Raw genomic sequence first — 25,394 nt, 5'->3', positions numbered from 1 at the left:
GAGCCGGTGTTTTGCAGACCCTCAAACTGTTGAAAGTTGACTAATGTTCGATATCGAAAAAGCCAAGAAGCGTCTCAACCTTGAGGTTGCAGAAATAGCTTTTCTTCTAGGAGTTAGAGGCCAACCTGATGTCGCCATCCAAAAGTGGCTTAAGAAACCGGCGACTATCCCTCAGATATATGAGCGGCGATTCCAAGGCCTGCCATTGAGGTTTCCTTACGGAATGGAACCTAGCGGAAGCGATCCGAAATTTCGCTTTATCGACCTCTTTGCCGGAATAGGGGGCATGAGGCTGCCATTCCAAGCCCGAGGTGGTGAGTGCGTGTTCACCGCTGAATGGGACAAGCAGGCACAAATTTCTTACGCCAGCAATTTCGGTGAATTCCCAAGGAAAAACGGTGACATCACTGCTTTTTCGGCAAGTGAGATAGGCGATCACGATGTCTTGCTAGCAGGTTTCCCTTGTCAAACGTTTTCCCAAGCGGGCCGTAAAGCTGGATTACTTGATACACGCGGAACGATGTTCTTTGAAATTCAGCGCATTCTTGCTCACAATGAACCGTCAGCTTTTTTACTGGAGAACGTCAAACAGCTCAAAGGTCACGACAAAGGGCGCACACTCGAAACAATCATGGCGATCCTCAATGGAGATAATGCTCCGGATATTCCAGCAGGTGTGCCCATGTCAGAAGAAGCGCGTGAAGCGCTAGGGACCAAGCTGAATTATAATGCTGATTTTGAAGTATTCCGGGCGAGGGACTTTGGTTTACCCCAAAACCGTGAGCGTATTTACATCGTTGGCTTTCATCGCAAAAAAGTTGCTTGCGCAGATCGAGAAGGTTTAGTTAAAGACATGTTTGCCCGCATATATGCTGCGCGGGAAGAGGGATACGCTAGGCGAACCTTCGGTGAAGTTCTCCAGACAGAACCTGAACAAACTGCTCCATATGTTATTTCTGAAAAACTTTGGACGGGGCACCAGAGGCGGAAGGAACGGCACCTCGCGAACGGCAACGGATTTGGCTACAGCATGTTTAATGAGGCAAGTGAATATTGTAACACCATCAGCGCTCGGTATTACAAGGACGGTAGCGAAATCTTGGTAAACCAATCGGGGCATATGCGGCCACGCAAGCTGACTCCTAGGGAGGCCGCACGGATCCAAGGATTTCCAGAGAACTTCCACATTTCTTCTGTGAGCGCCGCACAGGCGTACAAACAATTTGGGAACTCTGTGGCTGTTCCAGTGATCGATGCTATCGCCCGCCAGATGTTGCCAATTCTTGGGGTAAAAACCACAGAGCACAGCGGGCTATGGCAGACATAGTCTCCCCTGCTAAGCGCAGCAAAATGATGGCAGGTATCAAGAGCAAAAATACTCGGCCCGAGATCGAGATTCGTAAATTGCTACACTGGCTGGGTTATCGGTTCCGGTTACATCGCAAAGACTTACCTGGTCGCCCGGATATCGTCCTGCCTCGCTACCGAACCGTTGTGTTTGTGAACGGATGTTTTTGGCACGGGCACGCCAACTGCCCACTGTTTCGACCACCTAAAAGCAGAACGGAATTTTGGGACGACAAAATCCATAAAAACCAAACTCGCGACCTCAAGAGAAGTAGCGAGCTTCAATCCATGGATTGGCGTGTGGTTACCGTTTGGGAATGTGCCACTAAGGGGCGATCAGCTTTGAGTAGACCCGCGCTAGCCATAAAACTGAAAAACGCAATCTTCGGATCAGACTTCGAAAGTACGATCCGCGGCGAGGAAAGTGCACAAAAATATGAGTGATTTCATCGAGGACCTCCTTAAGGATAACAGTAACATTCTAGTTGCAAAGCCCACGACAGGAATTGTTTTTACATTCAGCAACAGTGGTAGAGGGGGTAACCGAAATTGGTTTGCTATGACAGGAACGCAACTGGAGTCATGTCTAGAAGATATTTTGGAAAGTACGGACTCTTTCCCCGCGCGCTACCACGAAAAAACTTGGAGACAGCTTTTCGCTGACAATCTGAACGACGATGTCGCAAGAACAATGGCAGCCGTGCAGACTCTGCCATTGTTCGAAATCCTCGCAAAAATCATACATTTTTCTGCAAGTGACGGGCCTAGATCGTTCAAGACGATAAACCTTGAACCCGCTCGAATTCGCCAAGCAATTTCACTTCTGAAGTCTTATGATCCGCAATAAACCGCTTGAACTAGTGTTCGGTACCTTCAAGTGCCCCATGCACAAAACCGAGACCGACAAGCTTTTCTAGGGCTCGCATCGCAAGCTCACACTGTCTTTCAGTCGGGATTTTGCCAGGAATATGCGAACAAGTGTCTAGGACTCCGGCTTCACGAGGCGATAGAGCCTTCATTTGCCTTCCCCAAGTGTGGCACTCCGACCAAAAACTTGCACCAAGTTCGAAGACCCGTGATTGCTCAGCGACGCTTTTGTCCAAATCGCGGTCCTGACGATCTTCACGTTTGATCGCATTGGCTTCTTCTTGTGAAACCAGCCAATCACCTAGATCATCATCATACTCTAGCTGGCGGTCAGATAAGATCTTCCAGCATGCTTGCTTCTTCGCCCATTCACCAATATTTCGCACTGCTTGCGGAGACAGGATTACTGATTGTGCCTCGGCGCAAGCCACTAAAAATGACCTTTCGAGATCAGAGGGTAATTCCTGCATCTTCCACAAGCGATCAAAGTCGATGACCCGTTCACGAGCGGTCACATCATGGACAAGTTTTGCGATTCCGTAAGTGATAATGTTGGCGCGATAACCACCTTCATACCAGTCTGCTGCTGAAACAGCCTTTTCGATTTTTCTAAAGATGATGGCTTTTGCAACAAGGCGGCGAAACCAGGTTTCATCATAGACAAACCCACTTTCGCCCCAGCGGCTACCAATCTGCTCCGCAAATTTTCCGAAGTTTTTTTGGGCTCCGAGGCTAACAATCTCAGGTTTGCATTGAAAGGAATTTTCATACTTCGCGAGATCCGTTTTGGTGAAGAACTGGGCCCTTGGAAACTCGGCATCCCATTTTTTCTTTCCTGCATCCGTGAGTTTGGATTTTTCGTCAGCATATTGCCCTCGCGCGCGCTCGTAGAACCATTTTGTTTCGCGATATCCATGTGTTCCTGCCGGTGCCAAAAGCCTCCGTGAAAACTCCTCCATGCGAACATGAAAAGGATGATTGGCAAAAAAGTCTGCAGCATTCACTTTGTTCTGACTGTTTGCGTACTCTGAGATCTTTGGCACAATAGCTTCCGATAGCTCTCGAGGAACAATGTTGAGCTTCATTTGAACAAATACTTCAGGTAATTGATCAGCGGCTGTTTTCCGGACAGCATGAATGGAAGCAGTTGTCTGGCCACCATTCACAATTTGCAAGTTTTCGACTGAAGCCATTGCCAGACCGTCTTGGGTCTTCTGGATGTCCAACGCATCAGCAGTTGCAGCGATTCCATTATTATATGCAAGGAACATATGTGGTTCTTCGGTGATCGTTTTACGGATGCCTTTGTTAACGTTTCCCCTCGCCTGAAGGAAACTACGTACGTTCGATTCAAGCAATCGAGAGCCCCATTTTTCGTAGATTGCGGCTAGTTGGCTGCCTGGGATCACAGCAAGATAGCTTTCCAAGGCGGCATCCCCGCCTGATGCTCGCAGTATCGGAATGGGACCGCCAAACTCTTTCTCAAAGTCAATCAGAAGGTCTTCGCGCGCTTGGCCCTGCTCCTCAAATTTACGGATTCTCTTGAGATCCCATACATTGTAGGTAATCGGAATTTCGTCGATAGTTCCGGCTGGAAACGCATCCACTTTTGCGCGGCTATCGGCGTTGGTGACGAGAATGAGCTTTATCTTTTCGATATGTTTCCAAGTCGTCGAGATCAGATCAGCGAGTCCGAAGCCATCACTCGTTTCTTCAAGGGCATCTCGAAAGTCAGCGTCCCGACTCGCACGAAGAAACCCAACAAGTTTATTGAAGAACGGCTTCAATTCTGATGACGCTCTTCGGCGAACTTCGGAGGTGACTGAAAAATCACAAATCAGCAAACTCAGCGTACCGGTATCGCGAGGATCCCCACCATACCCATCGACCTGAATGCTAGTACGACTGTTTTTGGCCCCAAAACCCTTGCCGGAATGGTAAGCACGAGTGCCTCCATCAATTTCGCCAGCTTCCGATAGCAATCCGCAAATTTTTTCGAAAAACGCCTCTGCTGCATATATTCCGTCAGCGTCTGCATCCCCTTGAACGTCAGCCAAGAACTGTTGATGGAACTCTTCTAGATCATCCATTTACGGTGCTCTTTGCGGTTAGTAAGGGCATTTCATTCGGTGTGAGGAAGGGCTCGCATGCGCTGAGTGCTATAGCATATGTAAGGCTGCCTACGCCCTCCGGGATCGGCTCGACTATCCTTGGGAACCCGTCGGCAACTTCGAACGTTCGAGTGAGACCGACAATCCACCTTCGATCTGAATAATCACCCTCCAGAGCATATCCCGTTGCGTCAATAATATCTTGCCATTGTGCATACGCCCAATCGTTCTCTTCAAAGTAATCTGCGGTCAGGGCTACATGGCCATGTAGGGTCTCGCCATCAGGCAAAACTGCGCTGTCGACGTTGTAGACACGCAAGAAAAGGCTTCCCCCTTCAACATCAGAAAGTTGATCCTCGGATGATATCCGGACGAACGGTTTCGCCGCACCTCTTCGCGCTTTGATCTCGATACAGCAGTGGGGAAACTCGAAGTCCTTCGACGATCCTTCTGGTCCTTTCCACGCCTCAATTGCGGCTGCAGGTCCAATTTCATCAGACAATTCACGCAGAAACGTTAACTCACCAACGAGGCCTCGCTGTTCTTCAGTTGAAAGCCCTAGAGTATTCCCTCCCTTAAGAAGGAAGTGCCAGCGGCGTGTTCTGCGTATTGCCCTGTTGAGCGCCAACTCAACTGTTTCGGCGACTTCAGCGGCTTCGAAAATGTCTCGGCACATCGCAAAAAAGGGTTCCTTTTGCGCATGATCAAGCAAGCGGAGTACAAACGCGCGCTTGTCTAGAGTCCGAAACCGAACATCGATCTGTTTCAATTTAGGCAGGTTTTCGACTTCGGCGATACCCGCTGGCAAGAACAAAACGAGTGCGGGGCAATCGTCTTCGAGGACGGCCCAAAAGAAATTGAACTTACTCGCCGCTTCTACGCGCTGACCACGATCTGCCGTTAATCCGGCCCATACATCAGTTTTATTCAACATCGGCATCATCGTCCTCGTCTTCTTCGCCCAAGAGCTCCAGCTGTTTGCGGGAATTGATTATATACTCGACCCGCTCGTCTGCACGGGCGGATCTTGGGAAGCTGATTGCCCATGCGACTACCGGTTCACCAGGGCAATTTTCTGGCAGTGCATCGGTTGAGCCTTCGGCCTCCTTGATTTTGACATGATAAAGCGCGAGCAGCGGCCGAGGTCGAACTGATCGATAGATCTTGCCTGGGTAGTTAATTTTCGACCCCTCGGCCTTTTTCTCGATACTCCGGTAGTCGGCTTCAACATCAAGAGCATCGTCATCGTGGATGCCGACCCGTTCCACACCACGAGACGATACGCGCATCTTCGAGCCGCCAATCGACAAAAACCCTTTAGGAAGATCAGCGGCAAGGATTTTCCGCCTCATCGGGTTGATCGTACGGCCGTTCACCACGATTGAGTCGTCTGGGTCGTCTGATTTCTCAAGCGACCCCACAAGAACATCCCAATGGCTAAGTTCATCAGTACTGCGATCTCCAATATATTTTCTCAGAGGTTCGATTTGTGTTGTGATCGATTGCTCGGCATTATGCCATGCTCTCAGGAACGCATCGATTGCTTCTACCGGAACATCTCGAAAAAGCGTTCCACCGGGGACGGCTTTCTCACTATAAGAATTGGCACCCAGGGATTGGATAAGCGTTGAGGCGGCCATCCTATTGCCCTTCAGCGCTTTGGTGGACACGTCTAGTCTGGCGGTTTCCACAAATTGTGAAGACAGACCGACGGCAATGGTCTTCTTCCCGGATCCCACTTTGTTGCGAGCGGTCACCAGAAGCGCCGAGGGATGGCTCCGGACTGCCAGTCCAAATTCTCCAGGTGTCAATTTTGCTTTTTCCATGTTTCGAAGTTCGAGGTGAAGCTCGTCTGTTGCTTTAGCAATATGTGAGTACCAGGAGACGGCTGAGCGCGGCATCCAGATGCGGCATACATCCTCGTAGTCTGGTCTGTAGCCAAACCACCGCCCCATCTGCATTAAGGTATCGTACATTGCCGTATTTCGCAGAAACCAGGTTGTCGTCAGGCCTTCGAGAGTAAGGCCGCGAGATAAGGAGTATCCACCAATGGCAATGATTGTTTGACCCTTTGTAGTATAGTCTAGGCCATTGGCACTGCTGTTGACTTCAACAACCTTTGCTGAAGCCACCGCATCCAGAAGGGCGGCTTGAACCTCTGACCAAGTGAATTCTAAGCCCGAAAACTCTTCTAACCAAACAGCATAGAGGTTTGAAATTTCAGGGTCCTCGTGGGCAGCACTGGCAAGTGCGCCGTTCACTCGTAGAGAGTCGATTATTTTCTGTAACGCCTCATGGAGCCTGTTCCTCAGCAAGCCCTGAACGCCAGTAAAGCGGCTAGCATTCACAAGCATCGACGCGTGTTTATCTGACTGTCCACGCAGATTCCGGATTGTACGCGCCAATAGGAATGCGGCTAGGGCTTCGTGTAGAGATTGAGGAAGCTCATCTACAATATGCTCTTTCTTATGCGACATCGGGAAACAGTCTTCGTTGTCATCGACGAACCGCAGAAACTCTGGCTCACCGTCATCGGGAACCCCATCAATAAATACCTTTTTACCGCCAAAATAATTTGATGGTGCGTCCAGGCCGATGATGAAGTGCTTGGGGAAAAGATCCTCACCATGCATTTCGTCGTCCTGCTCGGGATCGATGAAAATGTTGGCAAATGGCGTGGCAGTATAGCCAATGTAGCAACTACGATGGAACGCTCCTAGCAGGTCCCGGATCTGACCATTAATAGTTGTAACGGCTTGTTTGCCGAACTTTGTGTTAATTGAGGCGTTATCAGCCTCGTCATCGATCAGCAGCATAGGCTGGTCAATCATTTCAGCGTCCCCTTTTGCACTGTTTTCTTTCAGCCAATCGATCAGGTTTCGCAGCGTATTGTAGTTCTTTTTGATCACCAGAACGACGGGAACATTATATGAGCCGATCTGACTTTTGTTGTTGTTTGCCGTGGATTTATTGAAATCGGCAAAGGCCGTTGTAAGGCTGACCGGAACGCGATCGTCCTCGAATTCGCCTACGCCAATGATTTTTGCTTTGTTGGAACCAGTGGCCATACGTCCCGTATCACGTCCGATAAATCCTTCGTCGATGCGTTCTTGTGTCTGGTTTCTGAGGTTGTTGTGAATTCCTGCGATTACAATGATCAACCTGTACCCAGCGTCTGCAGCTTTGCAGATAAGCCCAGCATAGTTTGCGGTCTTGCCGCTTTGGACGTGACCAACCACCATTCCCCGCCTGTCCCACTCGGAGTTCTTGTTTGGGTCACCAAGACGCCCCAAAATTTGGTCGGTGACGTAATCAAGCTTGGTCACAACATCTTGGGGTAGTCCGTTCTTGACTAACAATTTTTGATAGCGCTTCCAGTAGAAAGGATCGATTTCCCTCTTGGCAGTGTCGAGCCACGGTTCGAAGTTTCCATCGTCTACAATCGCACCCATTCCCATGCTTACGCTGTACCGCGTCTCGATGTTGCGCGCGAGCTTTTCTAGGTCTTCGACGTCCACAGCTCCGCCTGTCACATAGGTATTAAGAGTCCCGATCAGTTCCCGGAGTTCATCTGGGGATTTTTTCTCATCCCCTAGAATTGCTTGAGAGACCGTCGCGTCCAGTTTATCGTAACTATCTGACATTATTTATTTTCTCCAAGAAATTCTAGAATGATAGGCTCTGCATCGGCCCAGTTAGCCTTAATCAAATCGTCGTTTCGCAAAACATCAGGAATATTGGCTTCAGGTATATTCCGTTCAAGAAGCTTAGGGACCAAAGCCTCGATTTGCTGGCGCAAGGCATCAAGCGCGACAGGATCTGAAATTACTGCTTCCGAGGTTCCCAGAAGATCTGCATGAAGCGTTTCAATAGGAAGGGTAGCGCCCAGTAACGCGATGCAGTTGTTGAAGGCTTTTGCAAGCTGATCATCATTGAGACGGTCTCGGAACTCCTCGAACACAGGGTGCTCGAGATTTGGACGGAAAATGATGTTCTCGTCCGTCTTTATCTGACCCCACATAACATCGCGTTGCTCGTCGACTAGCTTCCGCCCGCGTTTGCGATAAGTTCTCTTGGATGTTCCGACAAAGCGCTCGACGACCTTACGCAAGCGATCCCTTACGACCGGCGGAAGCTGCGCTGACGCTTTTTTTACATCGATCTTCCAGTCTGCATCCATCGAGTTCGGAATGTCGATTTTGACACGGCAGAGTTTTGTGAGCTCGGTTTGGCGCGTGAGACCGAGCCAACCCCCCGCAATGATTAGTCGATCGGCACGATAAATATAAAGTCCCTGCGATTTAAGATGCCCGTCAGGCCCTCCAGTTTCGTCCCAAGCAACCTTTGACATTTTTTTATGATGAGGAAGCGTGACGCACCTGATTCCGACAATTCCTTTCGAAAGAGGCAAATCGTCGGGCTGATCAAACTGGGTAGCTGGATTGCTCTCTGCAAATGGATCTATGGGAGCGAGCAGTCGACCGTTCAGGAATAGTTTCAGTCTTGGACGGGCACCTTCCATGAAACGATGGAACACAAGCCGTAGATGTTGTTCCGCTTGTGAAAGCGATGCATTGATTGTGCGTGCACGATCCGCTGCGCTATTTCGGTATCCACCATCGAGGCGATCCAATTTTCGCCAGATGACTGCTGTACCGCTCGGCCCGTTCATGTTCTGAATCGCTGGATGTGTGAATGCATCCTGAAGCGAAATTTGCCAAGCGTTGGATTTCGCGACCTCATCTAAATCCCACGTAGCACATATACCTTCATTCTCGGATCGAGAATAAACGGAAAGCTTGCGAGCTTGGGCAAAACTGGCACTCTTCAACCCAAGACCGAAGCGACCTAAGTCGTCTGCGAGGCGATCCTCCTTGGGGTTTCTAGACCCAGGCCGCATTGCGTCTACAAGAGCCTGCTCTGACATGCCGCTGCCGTCATCAACAACGGCGATCCAAGGATGCTCCCCCGTAGTGTTGGCAAGAATATCAACCCTTCTGGCACCAGCAGTGATTGAATTGTCCACGATATCTGCAAGCGATGTTTCGAGGCTGTACCCAAAATCTCTTAGACCTTCGATCAATGAGGATGCGTATGGTGTCGCGTCAGCATGTCGTAAAGAATGGGTCAACTAAGTCCTCGCCTTAATTTTGAAAATCAACTTAGTAAATAAAACGCAACCAAGGTTCAATTTACTGATTGCTTGTTACCTAACAATGCGTGCCAGAATTAAATTCTGACATTTACGCAAGCGGATTGTCAATCGCACAGGCTTTGTTGCAAAAAGCCCGCCAAGACTACATGCTAAATCGAGAGCGCCTTTGCCACAATTCTGAATAAAACACCGGAAACCACAGGATGCCTGAACGGCTTTGTTGCACAAATCGGTCTGAGGCCGTGCTTCCCCTTTCCCCAGACGGACTTAGCCTATGGCAACGGTACGGGGTATGCCAAGAGCTGTGAAGCCGTTTAGGATCGCGGCACGGATTTGGATCTCCGCAACCTGGCGGTCGAAGTCGCGCGCCGAGAGGCGCTGACCGAGTAATTTCACACAATGGATTCACTGACCGACAGGGTTATGCGCAACATGATCCCGAGAGGTTTCGTCTCAACGCGGCTTCGACGGTGATATCCAGTTAACTGTCGCTACAACGCGCGACCCAGATACTTTGAGGATCGGACGACCTTGTTGCGCGCTCTGGCTCTGGGCGAGTCAGGTTTCCACAGCTTGGCGTTTTTGCGCTGTGGGATAATCGCACTGGCGTTCCGCGCTGCAATCGCGTCATGGCATTTACGTGTATCGTAAGCGCCGTCCGCCGTGACATAGCCGATTACTTGATCCGGCGGGATCTGGCTAAGCAGGTCAGGCAACATCAGCGCATCCATTGCCCGGCAGGCGATTGCAAAGCAATCTGCCGAGAGGGGCCAATGCTGCTACCGGTGACCTCGACCGCACGTATTTCCAGTGTTTGCTCATTGATACCAATGTTTATCTTGCGCCAAAGGCGGCGTTTAGGATCGCCATGCTTGCGGGCGTTGCCCTCAGCTTTAATGCCGGTACTATCTGCTGCCCCGGCAGGGTATTGCGCAGCAATGCCCGAGAGGGGATGAGCAGATGTAACGGCTCCAGTGAGCCCCGTTGGAATGGCGACCGGCAACGTCTTCTGCCGCCGACACAAGGTGCTAAAGCCTGGCACTGACCAGTAAAGCCCCATCAATTCCAGCAGACTTTCAACAAAGCCAGTCGTCTGTCTCAAAGGCAAACCGAACAGCACTTTCATGTTCAGACAGGCTTGGATGGCCGCATCGCTATAGGCTTGCTGGCGTCCACGATGGCATGATGGCTTCGCCTCCCAAGCCATCTCCGCGTCAAACCAGATCGACAGCGAACCACGCTGCTTCAGCGCTCGATTATAATGTGACCAGTTCTTGGTCTTGTAATTCGTAGGGGTCCAGCTGCTCATGGTCACCAGCTATCACGCTGGATTTATGTGGTGAATCCTCCGAGCACGATTTGTGAAACAAAGCCTGCCTGAACCGTAAAATCGCGCTTGCAAAGGTCTTCTGGCTGATGACCTTAGTCAAGAAAAAGTGACGAAAGCTCTCCGAGCCGAAACCACCTCGATATAGCGTTTTGAAAGGCAATAATAAACTATACATGCTAGCGCGGGACTAAAGGATCAGACCGACGTTGATCAAAAGGCTCTCAATCTCACGAAGCTCCTTGAGTTTTTCTGCGCGCCTTTGACGCATCGCGCGAGTTTCGCGCCCGTGGATTGTTCTTGCGTCGACACAGCGCTTCAGTCCCTGTGATGTCTTAGGTCCAGTCGACGCGCCTCCGTGGGTCCTACAGACCCTCTTGCCACGCACTGCTGGCTTGCGGCACTGATCACCACTGCGCTTGCTCTTTGCCTGACAGCGCGGAACTTCGACGCCAAAACTGGTGGTCTGTGCTTCGTTTAAGTGAACCATTTGATACCTTTCTTCGACGCGATACTCGCAGCATGGTACTGTAAACCCGCACGGCTTGTCGTAGCAGCAGCCTCTGATAGCTTCATGATTAGAGCAGTCGCGTCGAAATTCGTGCGCGCGCATGGGAATAATCCAAGACGGGCGTTTACTTTCAGCTAAACCGTTGGCAGCGTTTGCTCACAGGCGCGCTCCTCACATTTTACGGCGACGCAGTGCATATCCTCGAGCAGCATCACCATGTCTCGCAAAAGTGACTGCGCACTGACCAAAGCGTCGACTTGGGTTTTTTTTGAGGGGCGCTGCCGAAAAGCTTTCACGATTGTCTTCTTTTGTCCTTCGCAATATTCAATCACACCTTGAGCGCGATCGACGAACTGCCGCATCTCGCCATATGAGCTTGCAGCATCGCCAGCCTGTAATCGGCAGCCCTTAAGTGCCGGGATTATGTGCTGAGACAGGGAGTGGATCAGAGCATCTGGAAGTTCAGCAATCCTTGCTCGCCATTCATAGCCCATACAGCCGCCCAAATCGACCTCTGAAGGCACCGTCATGCCTTGCTCAAAGTAGCTCTCGATAAGTTCTAGGCAGCTTAACTGGCGCGTGCGAGATGCGAGGCTTTCTGTCAACTTGTATGGCGATAAGATGTGGCTGATGGTCGTGGTAGACATGGTGTTTCTCCTGGTGAGGTGTTGTCGGTATAGTGGTGTTGCACAGGACCTCATGGACGGTGGCCCGCGATTGCCGCGCGCGTCGTGGATTCGGTGAAGAGAATATATGGTGGCTTTGATCTCGCCGACGCGTTTGTCGTTGGTCATTTCAAGCCTCCAGTTCAGAGTGTGAAGGGTGATAGAAGGTGTTTGCGCAGCACTTCGTGGATGAGCGGGAGGGGGCTTGCCACCATTGCCACCACTTTTGAAAAAGCCTTGTGATTACCCCTAGCCTCTTCTCTCTCCTACTTTTTGGAAAGTGGTGGCAATGGTGGCAAGATAGCCTTAAGCATATGAGAAATTGAGATTTTTTCTTGCCATTGCTGGTGGCAAGAGCTGGCAAACTTGCCAGCTCAAACCGTTTGGAAGGCCCCATCAGTCGCTCCATGACACCTCCCCACCTAGAAAATTGACGAATTCGGCTCTTGCTGATGGCAAGGGCGGCAAGATGAATCCACGTAATTGGTAACCGCCATTCACCTTGCGGCTTGGTTGGGCAGAGGGGCACAGTTGTTTGAGGGCAATACGAATTTCTCGTGATTGGGGGGCTGAAAAGCGCTTCCCTCCCTGCTTTTCATAAGCCTGCCACGCACCCATCAAGCGTTGCGTACTGACGAAAAGCGTGTCCTCCCATGTCAATGGCGTTTGCAGCACATCCCCCGAGTCGATGGAGCCCGAACTCAGGACTTCATACCAGTATCTGTCGAAGCTGTTGAGTGAACGAACCTTCTGGTCGCTATGCGCATCTGTCTTTGGGCGCATGCGAGGGTTGAATTCGCTAATGTCATAGTTCTTCAGGTCGTGCGCCATGGCGGCCATAATGGCTGGGTCTGCTACTGCCTTGTGAAACCGGTCCCAATAGGCGGTATCACCCTTTTTACTCCCCGAGACCTTGAGAAACACGAAACGCCGATCATCAGTGTCAACTTGCGCAAAATGGGCGTGGTTACTGGCGGCAAAGAGCCTGTGGTAGGATACCATGTCCCTTCGCGGCTGATACTTTTGCTCGATTGTGACGGTGGGTTCAGTCACAAAGGATTTCAGTCTATCTGTTGATTTCTTGTCTCCGCCAAACAACGCTTCATCCATGCAGATTACATACGAGCGCTCAATCTGAGCGTTAAACTGTCCGAGGACATGGTTGATGTCGGATACCAGCAGCGTCGTTAGTTGCCAGATCGCGCACAACAACCTGAAAAAACCACCCTTGCCGATGCCTTGTCCGCCAAGCAACACGACCATCACACCGGGTTTCTCCTCTGGTTTTTGCAGCATATGAGCAAGGAACAATACCACGTAGCGATATAGTATCATGTCGCCATCGCATATCACCTCCAGTAGAAAGCGCTGGATAATCAACCAATCGCCGCAAGCAGGTGTGATCGTGCAGCCTTGCCACATGTTCAGCGTTGTCGGGGGCGTTGGTAGTGGGCTAAAGGCGAGGCTGTCGAAAATTCTGGTGCTGGGACTCACCATGAAGGCAGCGATCACGTCAGAGGGCTTATCCGTGAACGTTTGCGTTTCCAAGAACCGGGACATCAGTAGCCTTGCCGCTCCCAATTTGTAGAACTGGAGATCTAAAATGCCTGAGATTCCCGAATTTTGTGAAATTTGGGCAGTTTCAAGCACGAAGATTTCTCCCCCTAGTTTGATCAGGCAGAAGGCCTGCTGCAAACTGCTTAGGGCTGTTTGTGCTGCCCTTATTGGTAAAATTTTAGCCATGCCAGCCTCCCTGACGAGCTAAGCGGATCAGGGTTCCGATCGAAGCCGAGCGATTCGGATCGTGGCCGTTCACGATTGCGGTGAAATTGTCCTCGGTAAACCTGTCTGGTGCAGTCAGGCACCACGACTGCGCCAAATCGGGCGCATGTCCCCAACCGAGCGACAGGAGCGCCCAAACAACATTGCGATAAATCTCGTACTCGCAATCCGCCGAAATGTACTCTAGCATACTGGCTAGGCGCGCCCTCTGCCGTGGGGTGTCTTCGACTATGCTGCTTTGGTGCGACCGTTGTTTATGTTTGGGTTTGTTCAGGAAACTGTCCAGGACAGCTTCAAGCGCATCTACATTCTGATCACCTGCATCGCACAACAGCGAAACACGCCTCGGCGGATCATATTTGCGGTTATACGTACCCACAGGGCGTAGAATACTTGCTGCATCTGCGGTTCTGGATTGGTCTGCAAGAAAGCCACGCGCCTTTATGGCTTGCTTCAGCTTGACAGCCAACTCTTTCCAACGGCTTGCACCAATCGCGATTTGCAGTGGCCAATAAACGTGAAGGCCACCACCACTATCTACGATCATAGGCTTTGGTAGCCCCACGGCATTGCAAAATGCCCGCAGTGCTAGCGCGGCATCCGTTTTGGTATGATAACCTGCTCCCGTTTTCGCCTTTTCTGCGCCGCAGTCGATATCAAGCCAAAGAGCCTTCATCGATTTAGTATTTTCGGCCTTGCGCGACTTGTCATTCTCATACGCAGCACAAGCGTGATAAATGCTCTGGCCAAGCTGGTCGCACTTGAGTATCTCCTCGGTCAAATTTTCAAGGCTGCCGCAAGGGAGGTTGCGTGCGCGACCGTTCTTGATTTTGGTCGCTTGGTGAATGCCTTCGTCCGGAAGAATGCGCCTCAAAAAACAATTGGTTTGTGTGTGATTTTCGAAGTCTAGTGCCATTTCGGTTACCTTTTTTTGGCGACGCCCGATCTGCATGCTGCAAGAACATTGTGTGAACTGCTCTTCCCGCGTGCCTTTGGGTGCGCGGTTTTTCAGCTAAAAGTTTGATGAGCGGCATTGTCGCCTTTGACCAGCGCAGTGAGACTGTCTGCAGGAATCACAGTGCGGCCGCCGACGCGGACCGCCTGTAGCCTGCCTTGGCCTATCAGAGCGTAGATGGTTGTTCTGCCCAAGCTGGACGCCTCGCAAGCCTCGCTAATGCTATAGGCCAGCTTGTGGATGTATGTGTTCGACATGATTCACCTCAGTTGTTGTTAACTGAGGTCGTTCATTGCAGGACTATAATCGGGCTAGCCTGGTTAGCCCGAAATTGACTTAAGGTGTCGCTTTTTTGCTTCCGAAACCCGACTTGGAAGGTTCTCCTCTTTTAGCGTAGAACCCTCGATATTGTGGCGGTATTCACCTTCTAAAATTGTAATGTCGCAATCATCCATCAACCGCTTGCCAACCTGCTTCGCCGCAATTTTTGGATTTTCTGCTACTAATTCATCGATGATCCCCGTGATACAGTCCCTCCGCTTCGGTCGGCTTTTTGATGCGCGAACTGACTGAGCTTTGCTTCTTTGTGCAGCCGCGGTTCTTTGATAGACAACAGCAGACGCCGGATCTGATGCTAAACGTCGAAAAATCACTTCATGTAGGCTCAATTCTGGGCCAAGTTCCGTAGGATTGCTCAGCTTTTCGAGTGTCTTGCGGTCGACTTCATCGCGTTCTGAGCCAGCTACTGTAACACCTGCACGTACACGCTCCCGTTGAAGCACGAATCCTCGCTGAAACTGGCCACGTTCTTCGTCGGTCTGGGCATCATCGAACTTTTTCTGCCATTCTTCAGCAAGCTGTGACTGCGCTTCAATAAACGGAATATCAGGCATGTTGCTCTCCCACTCTGATCGGTACCACGTTAGCGGCGGTAGAGCTGTCGCCCGCGCAGAACCCCGCCCAGTCTTCCATCAACCGACGGCGCTTTTCGAAAAGATCACCGCGCCGGTACGCAGCCTCGACCTTGTTTGCAACGGTGTGCGCGAGGGCCATCTCGCAGACTTCATGCGGATATGCTGTGCACTCCGCTGTCCAGTCACGGAAGCTAGATCTGAACCCGTGCACGGTGACATCGCTCTTCATTCGCCGCAACAGCATTGCCATAGCCATACCAGACATTTGACCGCCCTTTGATCCAGGAAATACTGATGCGGTGCCGAGCTTCTTTACCTGTTGCAGGATCTCCAAAGTTCGGGCTGACAGCGGCACGCGGTGTTCACGCCCTGCCTTCATCCGGTCGGCTGGAACTGTCCAGACTGCTGTTGCCAAATCGAACTCTGCCCAAGTTGCACCAATGACTTCACCTGTGCGCGCTGCTGTCAGAATTAAAAACTCCAAAGCAAGCGCGGCTACAGCCTTGCGCGACTGCAGCTCTTGCAGAATACTTTGAACCGCCGAGTATGGAGCGGCTTTGTGATGCCCTCTAGATAACTTAGGGCGCGCCGGAAGTATTTGCGCAAGGTGTCCGCGCCAACGCGCGGGATTTTCACCCTCTCTATAGCCTCGTACCTTCGCGGCATCGAGGATCACTTCAATACGCCCACGGACGCGGCTTGCGGTTTCGGGCTTCTCTTTCCAGATTGGCTCAAGAACAGCAAGCGCATGGGGTGTCGTGATGTCTGCAACCGGCAGATCTCCGATCGTTGGGTATACATAGGTTTCTAAAGTGTTTTTCCATTGCTGCCGGTGCTTGCTGTTCCGCCAACTGTCTTGGTTGGTCTCAATGTAGGATTCGGCAGCGGCTCTGAACGTCACGCTTGCAGCTTTCTTCGCCTGTTTTTCGGCGGCCGCAGCCGCAGCGGCTTCCTGTCGTTGCGCAAGCGGGTCAATTCCGATCTTTACCTTCATGCGATAGATCGCGGCCACGTCCCGCGCTTGTGCAAGGCTCAACTCCTCCCGCCCTGTTTTCTGCAAGAGCTCAATCGCCTCCGGGCAGCGTGACAAACCGACATCGCGTGACTTACCATCCAGCATGAACCGGTAGACCCAAGAACGTGCACCAGTCTTTTTAACCAAAAGATGTAAGCCGTCGCCATCGGCATGACGTCCCGACTTGGCGTTCTTTACCTGCAGGGGCGTTAGGGCTTTGCTAAGTTTCTTTGGCAATGGAAGATCCTCTGCAAGAGTGGAACGACACAAGTGCTGTTCCCATAAACGTTCCCCGAAAATAGCATGGTTTTATGGGAACACAAGCGGACAGTCGCGAACATTAAAATCACAGATGCTCCCCAAGTCACTGTAAAACAAGTTATACAGGACGATTTAGAATGGCGTTGGATCAATGTGAGGCGGACTGAGCCTCCGCCATTTTGCACGTGGCAATACTAGACTGGTCTTCATTGGCCTTGGCGCGCCAAAAGGGTTGAGGCTAAAGGGTTAGCTATCTCTGACTAGGCTTTTCATCGCTTTCTCAAGATAACCAGACTTACGCAATGTGTTGGACGGGTAGCGACGATCGAACAGATAGCGATCCAAATTGAAATCGGGTTCTACATTGCGCATGGCCTTCAATGCGGTTTGCGTTTGCTCTTGTTTGCCGCCCGCAGCATAAAGCGCGAGCATTTGCCGGCGTGGAGCGCGATATTTCGGCGCGAGGTCGATGGCGATTTCCGAGCTTTGTATCGCTTCATCACCGCGCTGCATCGAGATGCAAAGCAAGGCATGATGCAGGTTACACATCGCGCCGAATTTCGACAGGGACGACACCGCCTGAGCGTGGCGCGAAAGTTCATATGCGAGGTTCGCGCGCCCTTCCGCTGCGCGGCTTGCTGACAGGGCTTGCAGCGCAAAAATATTATTGGGGTTTTCACGCAGCGCCCGGCGCGCCAGCGCAGAGGCTTCGTTGAAATCTTCGAACAGGATACTTTTGACATTGGCGCAGATGGCCGCGACCATCCCCTCGCCCGGCGCGAGCTCTTGCGCTTTTTTCAGAAACATCTTGATTTCTTCGAGGGTCTGGGCGTTTTCGTCGTGAAACCCTTCCATGATCATAGACGTCAACGCCCAAGCTCTGAGTGCGGAATAAAGTCCCGCATCCAATCGCTCGCTCGCTTGGCTCAGAACGCTCAGGCTTTCGTGCATTTGGTTCGGCTCGAATGAAAGGACATGGCGCAGCGCGGACTGTGCAAAGGCGGAGCGTTCACCGAGCGCAGATTGATTGCGTTCAAGAAGCGGGATTTTTTCGAGCGCCAGATCCGCGAGGTTCCAGCAAAAGCGCCCCAATTGTTCGGGGTCCCGAATAAAATTTCGAACATCATCGGTAAAGCAGTGATCGGAATGCACGATTTCATCCAACAGCGGGTCAATGATCTGTACGAACAGTGTTGATCCACCTGCCGCTTCATCGATTGTCGTGCGAATGACCAAGTCAGATTTGGTGTCTTTGACTGTGCAGCGCGAGGAGGCGATGAACTCGGATACAATTTTTCCGATTTGATCATTCACGACTTGTGCGCTGACCGAGCCTGGGGTTGTGTTAGACCAAGGATCGCCGCATTGGATTGAGAGCACGCGCGTGTCTGCGCGGGGTGTAGAATCGCTGCCAGCGTCGAGATTGGCGCGCGCGCGTTGCTGCGCTAGCCACGTGTTGAATTCGGGGTCTTTGATGTCGAGGCCTTCAAGGAATTCATATCTAGGGCGCGGCTGGGTCAAATCCGTGGTGACTGCTTTAAGATCGAGCCAGACCGATGAGCGATTTGATCCTAGGACATGCGCGTGCTGGCCTAATGCGCGACGAAGTGCGACCAAAGTCGTACGTAGGCTGCCGCGTGCTTGATCTGGGCCTCGATCGCTCCAGAGTTTATTTTCGAGCCAGCGGCGTTTACGTGACCCGGACTCGGAGGTGGCGAGCAAAGCAAGCAGTCCGATCGCCTTTTTCCCGTTTGGCGTGTGTGTACCTCCTTCATTGGCGGTCACGGCGAAATCGCCGAATAGGCGAAGCTGTATTTCAGACATCTTGCTCCCCGAAAAAATCGCCCTGATTCGAACTTGTTCAAGATTAGCTCGACCTCGAAACCCGTTAGAAAACCGTCAAAAGTTCCTGAATTTCGATCGCGCTGTTGACGCAAGCATATACGGAGAGGATCATTTTTCCAATATGTAGAGGAGAGTGGGATGGGACGCCTAGGTAGTGCCAACGGTAGAAACGGTCGCAATGGTAGAAACGGCCGCAATGGACGTAATGGCAGGAATGGACGCGACGGGGCGAACCTTTCTGGTGTGTCCTCGGACGGGCAGGTGGCCTCGACTTTGATTTCGACGTTTGAGGGTATCACCCATTCGTGGGATTCAAGCAAGCGCCGCCCCGATCAGCGCTCCGGTCATAGTGGCGATTTGCATAGCGTCACGCAACCAAGCAACGTTCTTGCAGGCTTTGAGCGCTACGAGGATTTTTTTCAGGACCATATTGTCGATTACAATATAGATGCCCTGTTTGCACCTTTGACATTGAATGAAGGCGAGCATGTAGTTCTTGGTGCGGCAAGTGCAGAGCACGCGGTTTTCACGATTCAAAGGCCGAGTCCAACAGGTGCCGCGAGTGACGTTGGTGCCTTGAACACCCGCCTTGCACGCCAGATGAAGTGGGTAAAAAGCGCAGCCGCTGCGCGCGACGAACGGCTCGATGAAATTCTGGTGCAGCAAACCGATACGCTGTCGTTCTTTGCAGCATTGGTCGGATTGGATGAAAGTCGCACACCATGGACGATCGCGCTGCTGGAAGCAGTCTTGCGGTTTGGGACCTACATCGAAATGCCCATGAAGCTACATTTCAACGCCGCGCGCCCCTGTCAGATGTCGTCGATCGTGCAGCCCGTTATTCAACCTCCAACTCATGGCGGCTTTCCGAGCGGTCATGCACTAGAGGCTTATGCGGTGGCGACATTGCTTTACGGTTTGGTTGAGAACTCCGGTTTCGAGGGCAACGGCGGGCAAAGCCAATTTAACGCGTTAAAGGCTTTTGATGCGAGTGATAGGGGGAGTGGCGGGGACCGTTGCGAGAGCGGCCAGCATGCACAAGAGCAGCTTTTGTTGATGCGGCTGGCTGCGCGCATTGCCGAGAACCGCACGGTTGCGGGGGTTCATTTCCCTGCGGATAGTTTCGTGGGGGCAGGCATGGGCCTTGCGATTGGCGAATACCTGGTCAACGTGCTGAGCGGCAAAGCAACAAGCGCGGCCTATAGCATGTCGTTTCAACGCGATTGTGAACGGCCGTCGCTGTTTTGTGCTGATTTTCGTCACGACACGCTTGCAGTGCATGCGCCTGCCGAAAGTCCAATTGCTCGGGTGAATGGCGCGATCAACCTTGGCCAAGCGCATGGCTCGCCGATCTTGCGAGAGATTTGGGCCCGTGCGCGCGTGGAAATGTCGACGCCTTCTTTCGAGTAGGTGCACGGCCGCATCGTGGCTTTGCATGCTGTGCAAAAGCGGTCAGCCTGCTCTTGAGATCTTAACAGGCGAGCAGCTCTTGCGCCAACGCGCGGCTCTTGAGTGCGGCAGCAGCGCTTGTGCCAGAGAGCCGCGTTCGAGTGCCAGAGTAAGTGCCTGTGACGGAGCGTCCGGCGCTAAAAAAATTGTCTACGACTTTGCTGTCACTGGGCGCTTGCAAGGCTGCCCAAGGCGCGCCGCGTGCAGAATAATTGGCAGGCTGCGCGGTATCAAGGCGCCTCTGCTGGGCCCCGACCGTATGAATGCGTGGGTGCTCCGCGTTCGTATAGGCGCTGTTCGTGCCTGTGTTGGTTAAAGGCTCCATCACGTCGAGCTCGGGGTAGTCCGCGTCGAAATTTGTGCGATATCTACCCTCGAAATGTGACTGGCGCGCACTGCCTGAGACCCCGGGGGCGGTATCACCGCGTTGAATTTGCAAAACCAGATCGACAGGGTGATTTGACGGATTGCTGACCGTCAACGTCCATTCTCCATGTTGCGCGAGGATGCCGCCGTGGGGCTGGTGGGCTGGCGCAGCTGTCGGTGCGATAGCGATTTGTAGCATGCCAGTGCTGGTGCGCCGCGCGCCGTGGAATGTGCGATCATCGACGTCATAAAAGCGTGCTGGCGTGGCTGCTTTGGCCTTGTCGAATGGCGGAGCCAGAGCGGCGGCGCAACGCCGCGCGAAGCTCAGGCTGTCACCGCAGGGCGCGCTTAGTGTAAACTCGAGATGTTTAGGAACGTGGATCAATGACTTGGCTTCGCGTGGCTCTATCGCGCGAATTTCCATGTGGCTGGGTCTGTTTTGATCGCGCGGAATGATCCATTTGGGCAGGGTACATGTGGCGTTGGCTTCAACCCTGACCTGCGCGATCTGCTTGTTGTTCAGGCCGTTGCCGAGCGCATAGACCACATGAACGCTCAGACCCAGCTTTTCGGCGCATTCGATTTCTTGCTTGATCTGCTGGGCGATGAACTTGCTACCGTCTTTGGGTCCGGCCAAAACGCCATAGCTGATGTTGATGATCAGTGTCGCATCCGTGCTCATTTGGCGGGCCTTCCAACACAGCCAGCGCACGCCTTGAACAATGGCGCTTTCGCTGTAGGTGCCGGAGGTATCGGCGGCGGCCTCGGGGGGGACCTGAACGCAAAGCAGTGGTATCTCAAGGCGGGTGTGATCGGACGCAAAAAAGTCGTTGCCATAAGCAAGGGCTGCGACAGCTGTGCCGTGGGTGTCCTTTAAGGGCGCATTGCGAAACGCCTGCGTATGGTGCAGTGCGCTGTTGAGACGGTGGTAAGCTTCTGCTTCGTTGCTGCGATAGCGGGCAAGCAACGCGTCTATATCGGCTTTGTCCAAAATGCGTCCCAAGAGTCTCTCGTACCCGATATTTACTGGCTCTGTCGGTGCGCTGGTAGCGTGGAGGCCGTGATGTGTTTGCAACCAAATGCTTTCAAAACGCGTGGTCCGGTTCCCGTTCGGTTGCTCTGAACAGAAGGCATCGTTGAGAAAGCCGATATCATTATCGATCACTGCTCCGATGCACAAACCCTGCGCCTTGGCTTCGTCGCGGCATGGGTTCAGCGTGGGTTCGGACATGCCGATGGTGGTCGGCGGCCCCAAGTCGATTATCTCGAAATACGCATCGAACGCGTGGTGTTCGTCAAAGGTTTTGGCCCTTTCGCGAAATACAAAGCACTCGATCAAGCCGCCGCTTGCCAGCGCATTTTCAATGCCGATAAGCAATTCCAGATTGTCGCATTTTAAGTTCGAGGAAACATCGTTCAAAAACTCCAAGCCTGCAATTTCAAGTATTTTTGCGCGTTCGAACTTGTGTGTGTCGGCCAGTGCCTTTTCCAGCTTTTGGCGTTGTATCGCGCAGAGCGCGGATTTGAAGCGCACAAAGAGCTGTTCGTAGGTCACTGGGCGTTGCGGCTGGCGCGTGCTGGATGTGCTGTGGTGCGCTGCCGTTTCAGCGATTTTGCCAGCAACAGGGTCCAGAATATGCGCCCAGTGCAAATAACCATCCCAGAAAAACTGATCCTCTGCCGTGCTCATGATGGCCCACCTTTGCTACATGTTCTCATGATTGATCTTGTTTTCCGTGGACCTGTGCAGTCAAGTGAATTGCCTGTTTTTGCAGCGCGTCAGGGCGCATTCGCACTTGGCTTGTGCGCATTTCACGCAGCGCTAACGCAAGCGGTTGCGCGCGGTGGTTTTGACGTTGGATCAATGCCGTTTTTGCAAAGTTGCCGCTTGGAACGTTTAAGAAACATTTTTGGCTGCTTCATCCTGTGTTAGTTTAAAAACGATCGCGGCGCGTCCAACATGCCGTATTGGCATATAAGGGAGACAGACCATGCAACTGGACGGGATAGGGCGCGTACAATCACCCCGCATCATCCACATTGGCGGGGGCGCTGCGCGCAAGGTTGGCGAGGTGCTGGAGCAGTTGGGCCTGAAGCGGCCCCTTATTGTCACTGATGAAAATTTGGTGGCGCTTGGCCATGTGCAGACCGTCACGGATGCTTTGGAAAAAGGCGGTAATGCTTGGGGCATGTTCGATCAGGTGGTCGAGGATCCGACCGACGTTTGCGTTGACGCGGGCCTTGCGGCGCTGCGCGCAGGGAATTTCGATTGCATCATCGGGTTTGGCGGCGGCAGTCCGATGGATACGGCCAAGGCGATCAGTTTCATGAGCATGAACCCGGGCCACGTGCGCGATTACAAAGCGCCGCGCCAGATTGATCATTGTGGACCGCCTGTGATTTTGATCCCTACGACGGGGGGCACGGGATCTGAGCTCACGCGCTGGTGCGTGATCACGGACACGGAGCGAACCGAAAAATACAACCTGTCCGGGCTTGCCTGCGTCGCGACCGCCGCCCTGATCGACTGGACCTTTACCACGACGAAGCCTTGGCGCATCACGGCGGACACTGCGGTGGACAGCCTGACCCACGCGATCGAAGCCTATGTCAGCCGCAAGGCTTTTGCCTACGCCGATGCCTTTGCGCTTGCTGCGATGCCGGCGATTGCAAGCAATGTGCGCGCCGCCTGCCATGAACCTGAAAACGGTGAAGCGCGCGCCGCCTTGATGTTGGCGGCGTCGCAAGCGGGCATGGCGTTTTCCAATGCCTCTGTCGCCTTGGTGCACGGGATGAGTCGCCCGATTGGCGCGCATTTCCACGTGGCGCATGGTTTGTCCAATGCGATGCTTTTGCCGGCGATCACGCGGTTCTCGATTGGTTCGGCACCAGCGCGCTACGCGACCTGCGCGCGGGTAATGGGCTGGGCGGATGATCAGCACAGCGATGCGTCGGCCTGCGAGATGTTGGTGGAGCATCTCGAAGCGCTTAATACAGATCTGAAAGTGCCACGCCCCAGTGATCTGGGTCATCTCGCTGATGCGGAGACATTTGCGCTGATGGCGGAGCAGGCACTTGCCTCGGGTTCGCCGCAACACAACCCCAAGGTGCCAAGTTGCGCAGAAATCGTCGGACTCTATCGTGATATCTGGTAGCCGCACGCGTCGAATTTACTTTTCAAAATTGGCGCGACTGCTCTAAGGCCTTGACCAATAGGACTGGCGGCGTCACGCATAGGGTCTTGTGAACAAGGAATTGCGATGTCTGTTTTCCTCCACGGTCTTGCCACCGCATTGCCGCCCCATTGCCTGACGCAAAGCGAAGTGCGCGAACGTGCGGGGATTATATTTGGCGGTAAATATCCGCAGTTCGATCGCCTCTCCAAGAGCTTTGCAACAGCGGGTATTGACCGTCGCTATTCGGTGGTTCCGATAGACTGGTTCTCGCAAGATCACGGCTGGGTCGATCGCAACGTTGCCTTCATGGCGGGTGCGAAGGCGATGTTCCTTGATGCGGCGAATGCGGCTTTGCTTGATGCAGGTTGGCGCAGCGACGAGGTGGATGTGGTTGTCACCGTGTCTTCCACGGGCATCGCTACGCCGACGCTGGAAGCGCAGGTCTTTGGCGAAATGGGTTTTCGCGACGACATCATGCGCGTACCGCTTTTCGGGCTGGGCTGCGCGGGTGGCGTCACGGGGCTATCTGTGGCCCAAACGTTGGCGCGTGGACAAGCTGGTGCAAAGGTCTTGCTGGTCGTGATCGAGACTTGTTCGCTCTCGTTTCGCGCGGATCGTTTGCAAAAGGCGGATATCATTGCGACAGCCTTGTTCGGCGATGGCTCTGCCGCTGCCTGTCTGAGCTCCGAGCGTCCAAGCGGGCGCGCCACTGTTGAATTTGGCCAAGGCTATCAGAAGATTTGGCCCGACACTTTGGCGATTATGGGCTGGGACGTGGACGAGGCGGGCTTTGGCGTCGTCTTTGACCGCTCGATCCCCGCCTTCGTGACGGCCGAATTTGCGGGCGCCACGCAGGGCGCATTGGACAGTGCCAAACTCAGCCATGAGCAGATTGACCGCTACGTGTGCCACCCCGGTGGCGCGAAGGTTGTCGAGGCGATCGAGGGCGCATTGCACTTGCCCCAAGGCAGTCTTGATGCCGAGCGCGACACCCTGCGCGCGGCGGGCAATATGTCGGCACCTACGGTGATGTTCGTCATGAAAGCGGTGCTGGACGCAGGCCAAACCGGCCAGATGATGAGCTGCGCGCTCGGGCCGGGCTTTACCGCGTCCTATCTTCCTTTTCACGTTACGGTGGAGGCCGCATAATGCACACCGCAACTCTGCTTTTTCTCGGATTTATCATTGTTCAACGCCTCAGCGAGCTGGTGATCGCCAAACGCAACACGGCGACGCTGATGGCGAAAGGTGCCTATGAGGTTGGCGGGGAACATTACCCGGTCATGGTCGGCATGCACAGCCTTTGGATCGCTTGCCTGTTGTTTCTGGGCTATGATCAAAGCGTTTCTTTTGGCTGGCTCGCGCTGTTCGCCGTTTTGCAGGTGTTTCGCGTTTGGATTCTTGGCACGCTGGGGTCTCGCTGGACCACGCGTGTGATCATCCTGCCAGAGCCTTTGGTTGTCGCTGGGCCGTTCAAATATTTCAAACATCCCAACTACATGCTGGTGGTCGCCGAAATCATCGTCGCGCCCATGGTGCTCGGCCTGACTTGGGTGGCTCTGGTGTTCACTGTGCTTAATGCAGCAATGCTTTACGTGCGCATCGGCGTTGAGGAAAAGGCACTCTCCTCGTTACGGACGGGTTAAGC

Annotated in this window: 20 protein-coding genes and 1 pseudogene; 7 read left to right on the top strand and 14 right to left on the bottom strand. The window is 52.9% G+C overall.

Annotation, left to right across the window (positions count from 1 at the left end):
- The first annotated feature begins 43 nt into the window (after window positions 1-43).
- From dcm to B9P63_RS09880, 3 genes are read left to right on the top strand one after another with little or no spacing between them, the layout of a single operon-like run.
- A complete protein-coding gene (gene dcm / locus B9P63_RS09890) occupies window positions 44-1,327 on the top strand; it encodes a DNA (cytosine-5-)-methyltransferase (protein WP_085308420.1) in 1,284 nt (427 codons plus the stop codon).
- Window positions 1,315-1,791 carry a very short patch repair endonuclease gene (locus tag B9P63_RS19640; protein WP_085308419.1) on the top strand — a complete coding sequence of 159 codons (477 nt, stop codon included), beginning with the start codon at window positions 1,315-1,317 and terminating at the stop codon, window positions 1,789-1,791. Before dcm ends, B9P63_RS19640 begins: the two co-directional genes overlap by 13 nt.
- Window positions 1,784-2,194 (top strand): hypothetical protein, encoded by a 411-nt coding sequence (locus B9P63_RS09880; RefSeq protein ID WP_085308418.1) that lies wholly within the window; start codon window positions 1,784-1,786, stop codon window positions 2,192-2,194. Before B9P63_RS19640 ends, B9P63_RS09880 begins: the two co-directional genes overlap by 8 nt.
- A 10-nt stretch (window positions 2,195-2,204) precedes the next feature.
- Here the strand turns inward: B9P63_RS09880 and B9P63_RS09875 are convergent, their stop codons facing one another.
- The 13 genes and pseudogenes from B9P63_RS09875 to B9P63_RS09820 all read right to left on the bottom strand — a co-directional run bounded on the left by B9P63_RS09875 (window position 2,205) and on the right by B9P63_RS09820 (window position 18,734).
- Window positions 2,205-4,304 (bottom strand): AIPR family protein, encoded by a 2,100-nt coding sequence (locus B9P63_RS09875; protein WP_085308417.1) that lies wholly within the window; start codon window positions 4,302-4,304, stop codon window positions 2,205-2,207.
- Window positions 4,297-5,268: a PD-(D/E)XK motif protein gene (locus B9P63_RS09870; RefSeq protein ID WP_217806503.1), complete on the bottom strand. Its 972-nt coding sequence runs from the start codon at window positions 5,266-5,268 to the stop codon at window positions 4,297-4,299. The genes B9P63_RS09875 and B9P63_RS09870 overlap by 8 nt, the downstream gene beginning before the upstream one ends.
- Window positions 5,249-7,969, bottom strand: coding sequence for a Z1 domain-containing protein (locus B9P63_RS09865; protein WP_085308416.1), 2,721 nt, complete (start codon window positions 7,967-7,969; stop codon window positions 5,249-5,251). Before B9P63_RS09865 ends, B9P63_RS09870 begins: the two co-directional genes overlap by 20 nt.
- Complete coding sequence (locus B9P63_RS09860; protein WP_085308415.1) at window positions 7,969-9,456, bottom strand: ATP-binding protein; 1,488 nt, start codon at window positions 9,454-9,456, stop codon at window positions 7,969-7,971. The genes B9P63_RS09865 and B9P63_RS09860 overlap by 1 nt, the downstream gene beginning before the upstream one ends.
- A 291-nt stretch (window positions 9,457-9,747) precedes the next feature.
- Window positions 9,748-10,789, bottom strand: a pseudogene (locus tag B9P63_RS09855) (IS5 family transposase).
- A 208-nt stretch (window positions 10,790-10,997) separates the two neighbouring features.
- Entirely contained in the window at window positions 10,998-11,297 is a 300-nt protein-coding gene (locus B9P63_RS19570; protein WP_281252327.1) for an HGGxSTG domain-containing protein, read from the bottom strand.
- Between the two features lie 155 nt (window positions 11,298-11,452).
- Window positions 11,453-11,965, bottom strand: a complete 513-nt coding sequence (locus tag B9P63_RS09850) for a hypothetical protein (protein ID WP_139816236.1) — start codon at window positions 11,963-11,965, stop codon at window positions 11,453-11,455.
- Window positions 11,966-12,379: 414 nt separating this feature from the next.
- Complete coding sequence (locus B9P63_RS09845; RefSeq protein WP_085308413.1) at window positions 12,380-13,726, bottom strand: primase-helicase family protein; 1,347 nt, start codon at window positions 13,724-13,726, stop codon at window positions 12,380-12,382.
- Window positions 13,719-14,681, bottom strand: a complete 963-nt coding sequence (locus B9P63_RS09840; RefSeq protein ID WP_139816235.1) for a hypothetical protein — start codon at window positions 14,679-14,681, stop codon at window positions 13,719-13,721. Before B9P63_RS09840 ends, B9P63_RS09845 begins: the two co-directional genes overlap by 8 nt.
- A gap of 92 nt (window positions 14,682-14,773) precedes the next feature.
- Window positions 14,774-14,977: a helix-turn-helix domain-containing protein gene (locus B9P63_RS19635; protein WP_085308411.1), complete on the bottom strand. Its 204-nt coding sequence runs from the start codon at window positions 14,975-14,977 to the stop codon at window positions 14,774-14,776.
- A 63-nt stretch (window positions 14,978-15,040) separates the two neighbouring features.
- A complete protein-coding gene (locus B9P63_RS09830) occupies window positions 15,041-15,613 on the bottom strand; it encodes a hypothetical protein (RefSeq protein WP_085308410.1) in 573 nt (190 codons plus the stop codon).
- The gene (locus B9P63_RS09825; RefSeq protein ID WP_085308409.1) at window positions 15,606-16,886 is read right to left on the bottom strand and encodes a tyrosine-type recombinase/integrase; all 1,281 of its coding nucleotides are present in this window, start codon (window positions 16,884-16,886) and stop codon (window positions 15,606-15,608) included. The genes B9P63_RS09830 and B9P63_RS09825 overlap by 8 nt, the downstream gene beginning before the upstream one ends.
- A 270-nt stretch (window positions 16,887-17,156) precedes the next feature.
- Window positions 17,157-18,734 carry an AfsR/SARP family transcriptional regulator gene (locus B9P63_RS09820; RefSeq protein ID WP_085308408.1) on the bottom strand — a complete coding sequence of 526 codons (1,578 nt, stop codon included), beginning with the start codon at window positions 18,732-18,734 and terminating at the stop codon, window positions 17,157-17,159.
- A 159-nt stretch (window positions 18,735-18,893) separates the two neighbouring features.
- Between B9P63_RS09820 and B9P63_RS09815 the strand changes: the two genes are divergently transcribed.
- Entirely contained in the window at window positions 18,894-20,165 is a 1,272-nt protein-coding gene (locus tag B9P63_RS09815) for a phosphatase PAP2 family protein (RefSeq protein ID WP_085308407.1), read from the top strand.
- A 61-nt stretch (window positions 20,166-20,226) separates the two neighbouring features.
- On the opposite strand, the gene B9P63_RS09810 is transcribed toward B9P63_RS09815, so the two are convergent.
- A complete protein-coding gene (locus tag B9P63_RS09810) occupies window positions 20,227-22,260 on the bottom strand; it encodes a S8 family serine peptidase (RefSeq protein ID WP_085308406.1) in 2,034 nt (677 codons plus the stop codon).
- Window positions 22,261-22,561: 301 nt separating this feature from the next.
- Between B9P63_RS09810 and B9P63_RS09800 the strand changes: the two genes are divergently transcribed.
- The 3 genes from B9P63_RS09800 (at window position 22,562) to B9P63_RS09790 (ending at window position 25,392) form a co-directional block, all read left to right on the top strand.
- On the top strand, window positions 22,562-23,725 hold the full coding sequence (locus B9P63_RS09800) for an iron-containing alcohol dehydrogenase (protein ID WP_085308404.1): 1,164 nt from the start codon (window positions 22,562-22,564) through the stop codon (window positions 23,723-23,725).
- Window positions 23,726-23,830: 105 nt separating this feature from the next.
- Window positions 23,831-24,895 (top strand): type III polyketide synthase, encoded by a 1,065-nt coding sequence (locus B9P63_RS09795; RefSeq protein ID WP_085308403.1) that lies wholly within the window; start codon window positions 23,831-23,833, stop codon window positions 24,893-24,895.
- Window positions 24,895-25,392: an isoprenylcysteine carboxyl methyltransferase family protein gene (locus B9P63_RS09790; protein ID WP_085308402.1), complete on the top strand. Its 498-nt coding sequence runs from the start codon at window positions 24,895-24,897 to the stop codon at window positions 25,390-25,392. The genes B9P63_RS09795 and B9P63_RS09790 overlap by 1 nt, the downstream gene beginning before the upstream one ends.
- Window positions 25,393-25,394: the final 2 nt, after the last annotated feature.

This window comes from Planktotalea arctica (assembly GCF_002105285.1).
GTDB lineage: Bacteria > Pseudomonadota > Alphaproteobacteria > Rhodobacterales > Rhodobacteraceae > Planktotalea > Planktotalea arctica.
This window is presented reverse-complemented; position numbering and strand designations above follow the sequence as displayed.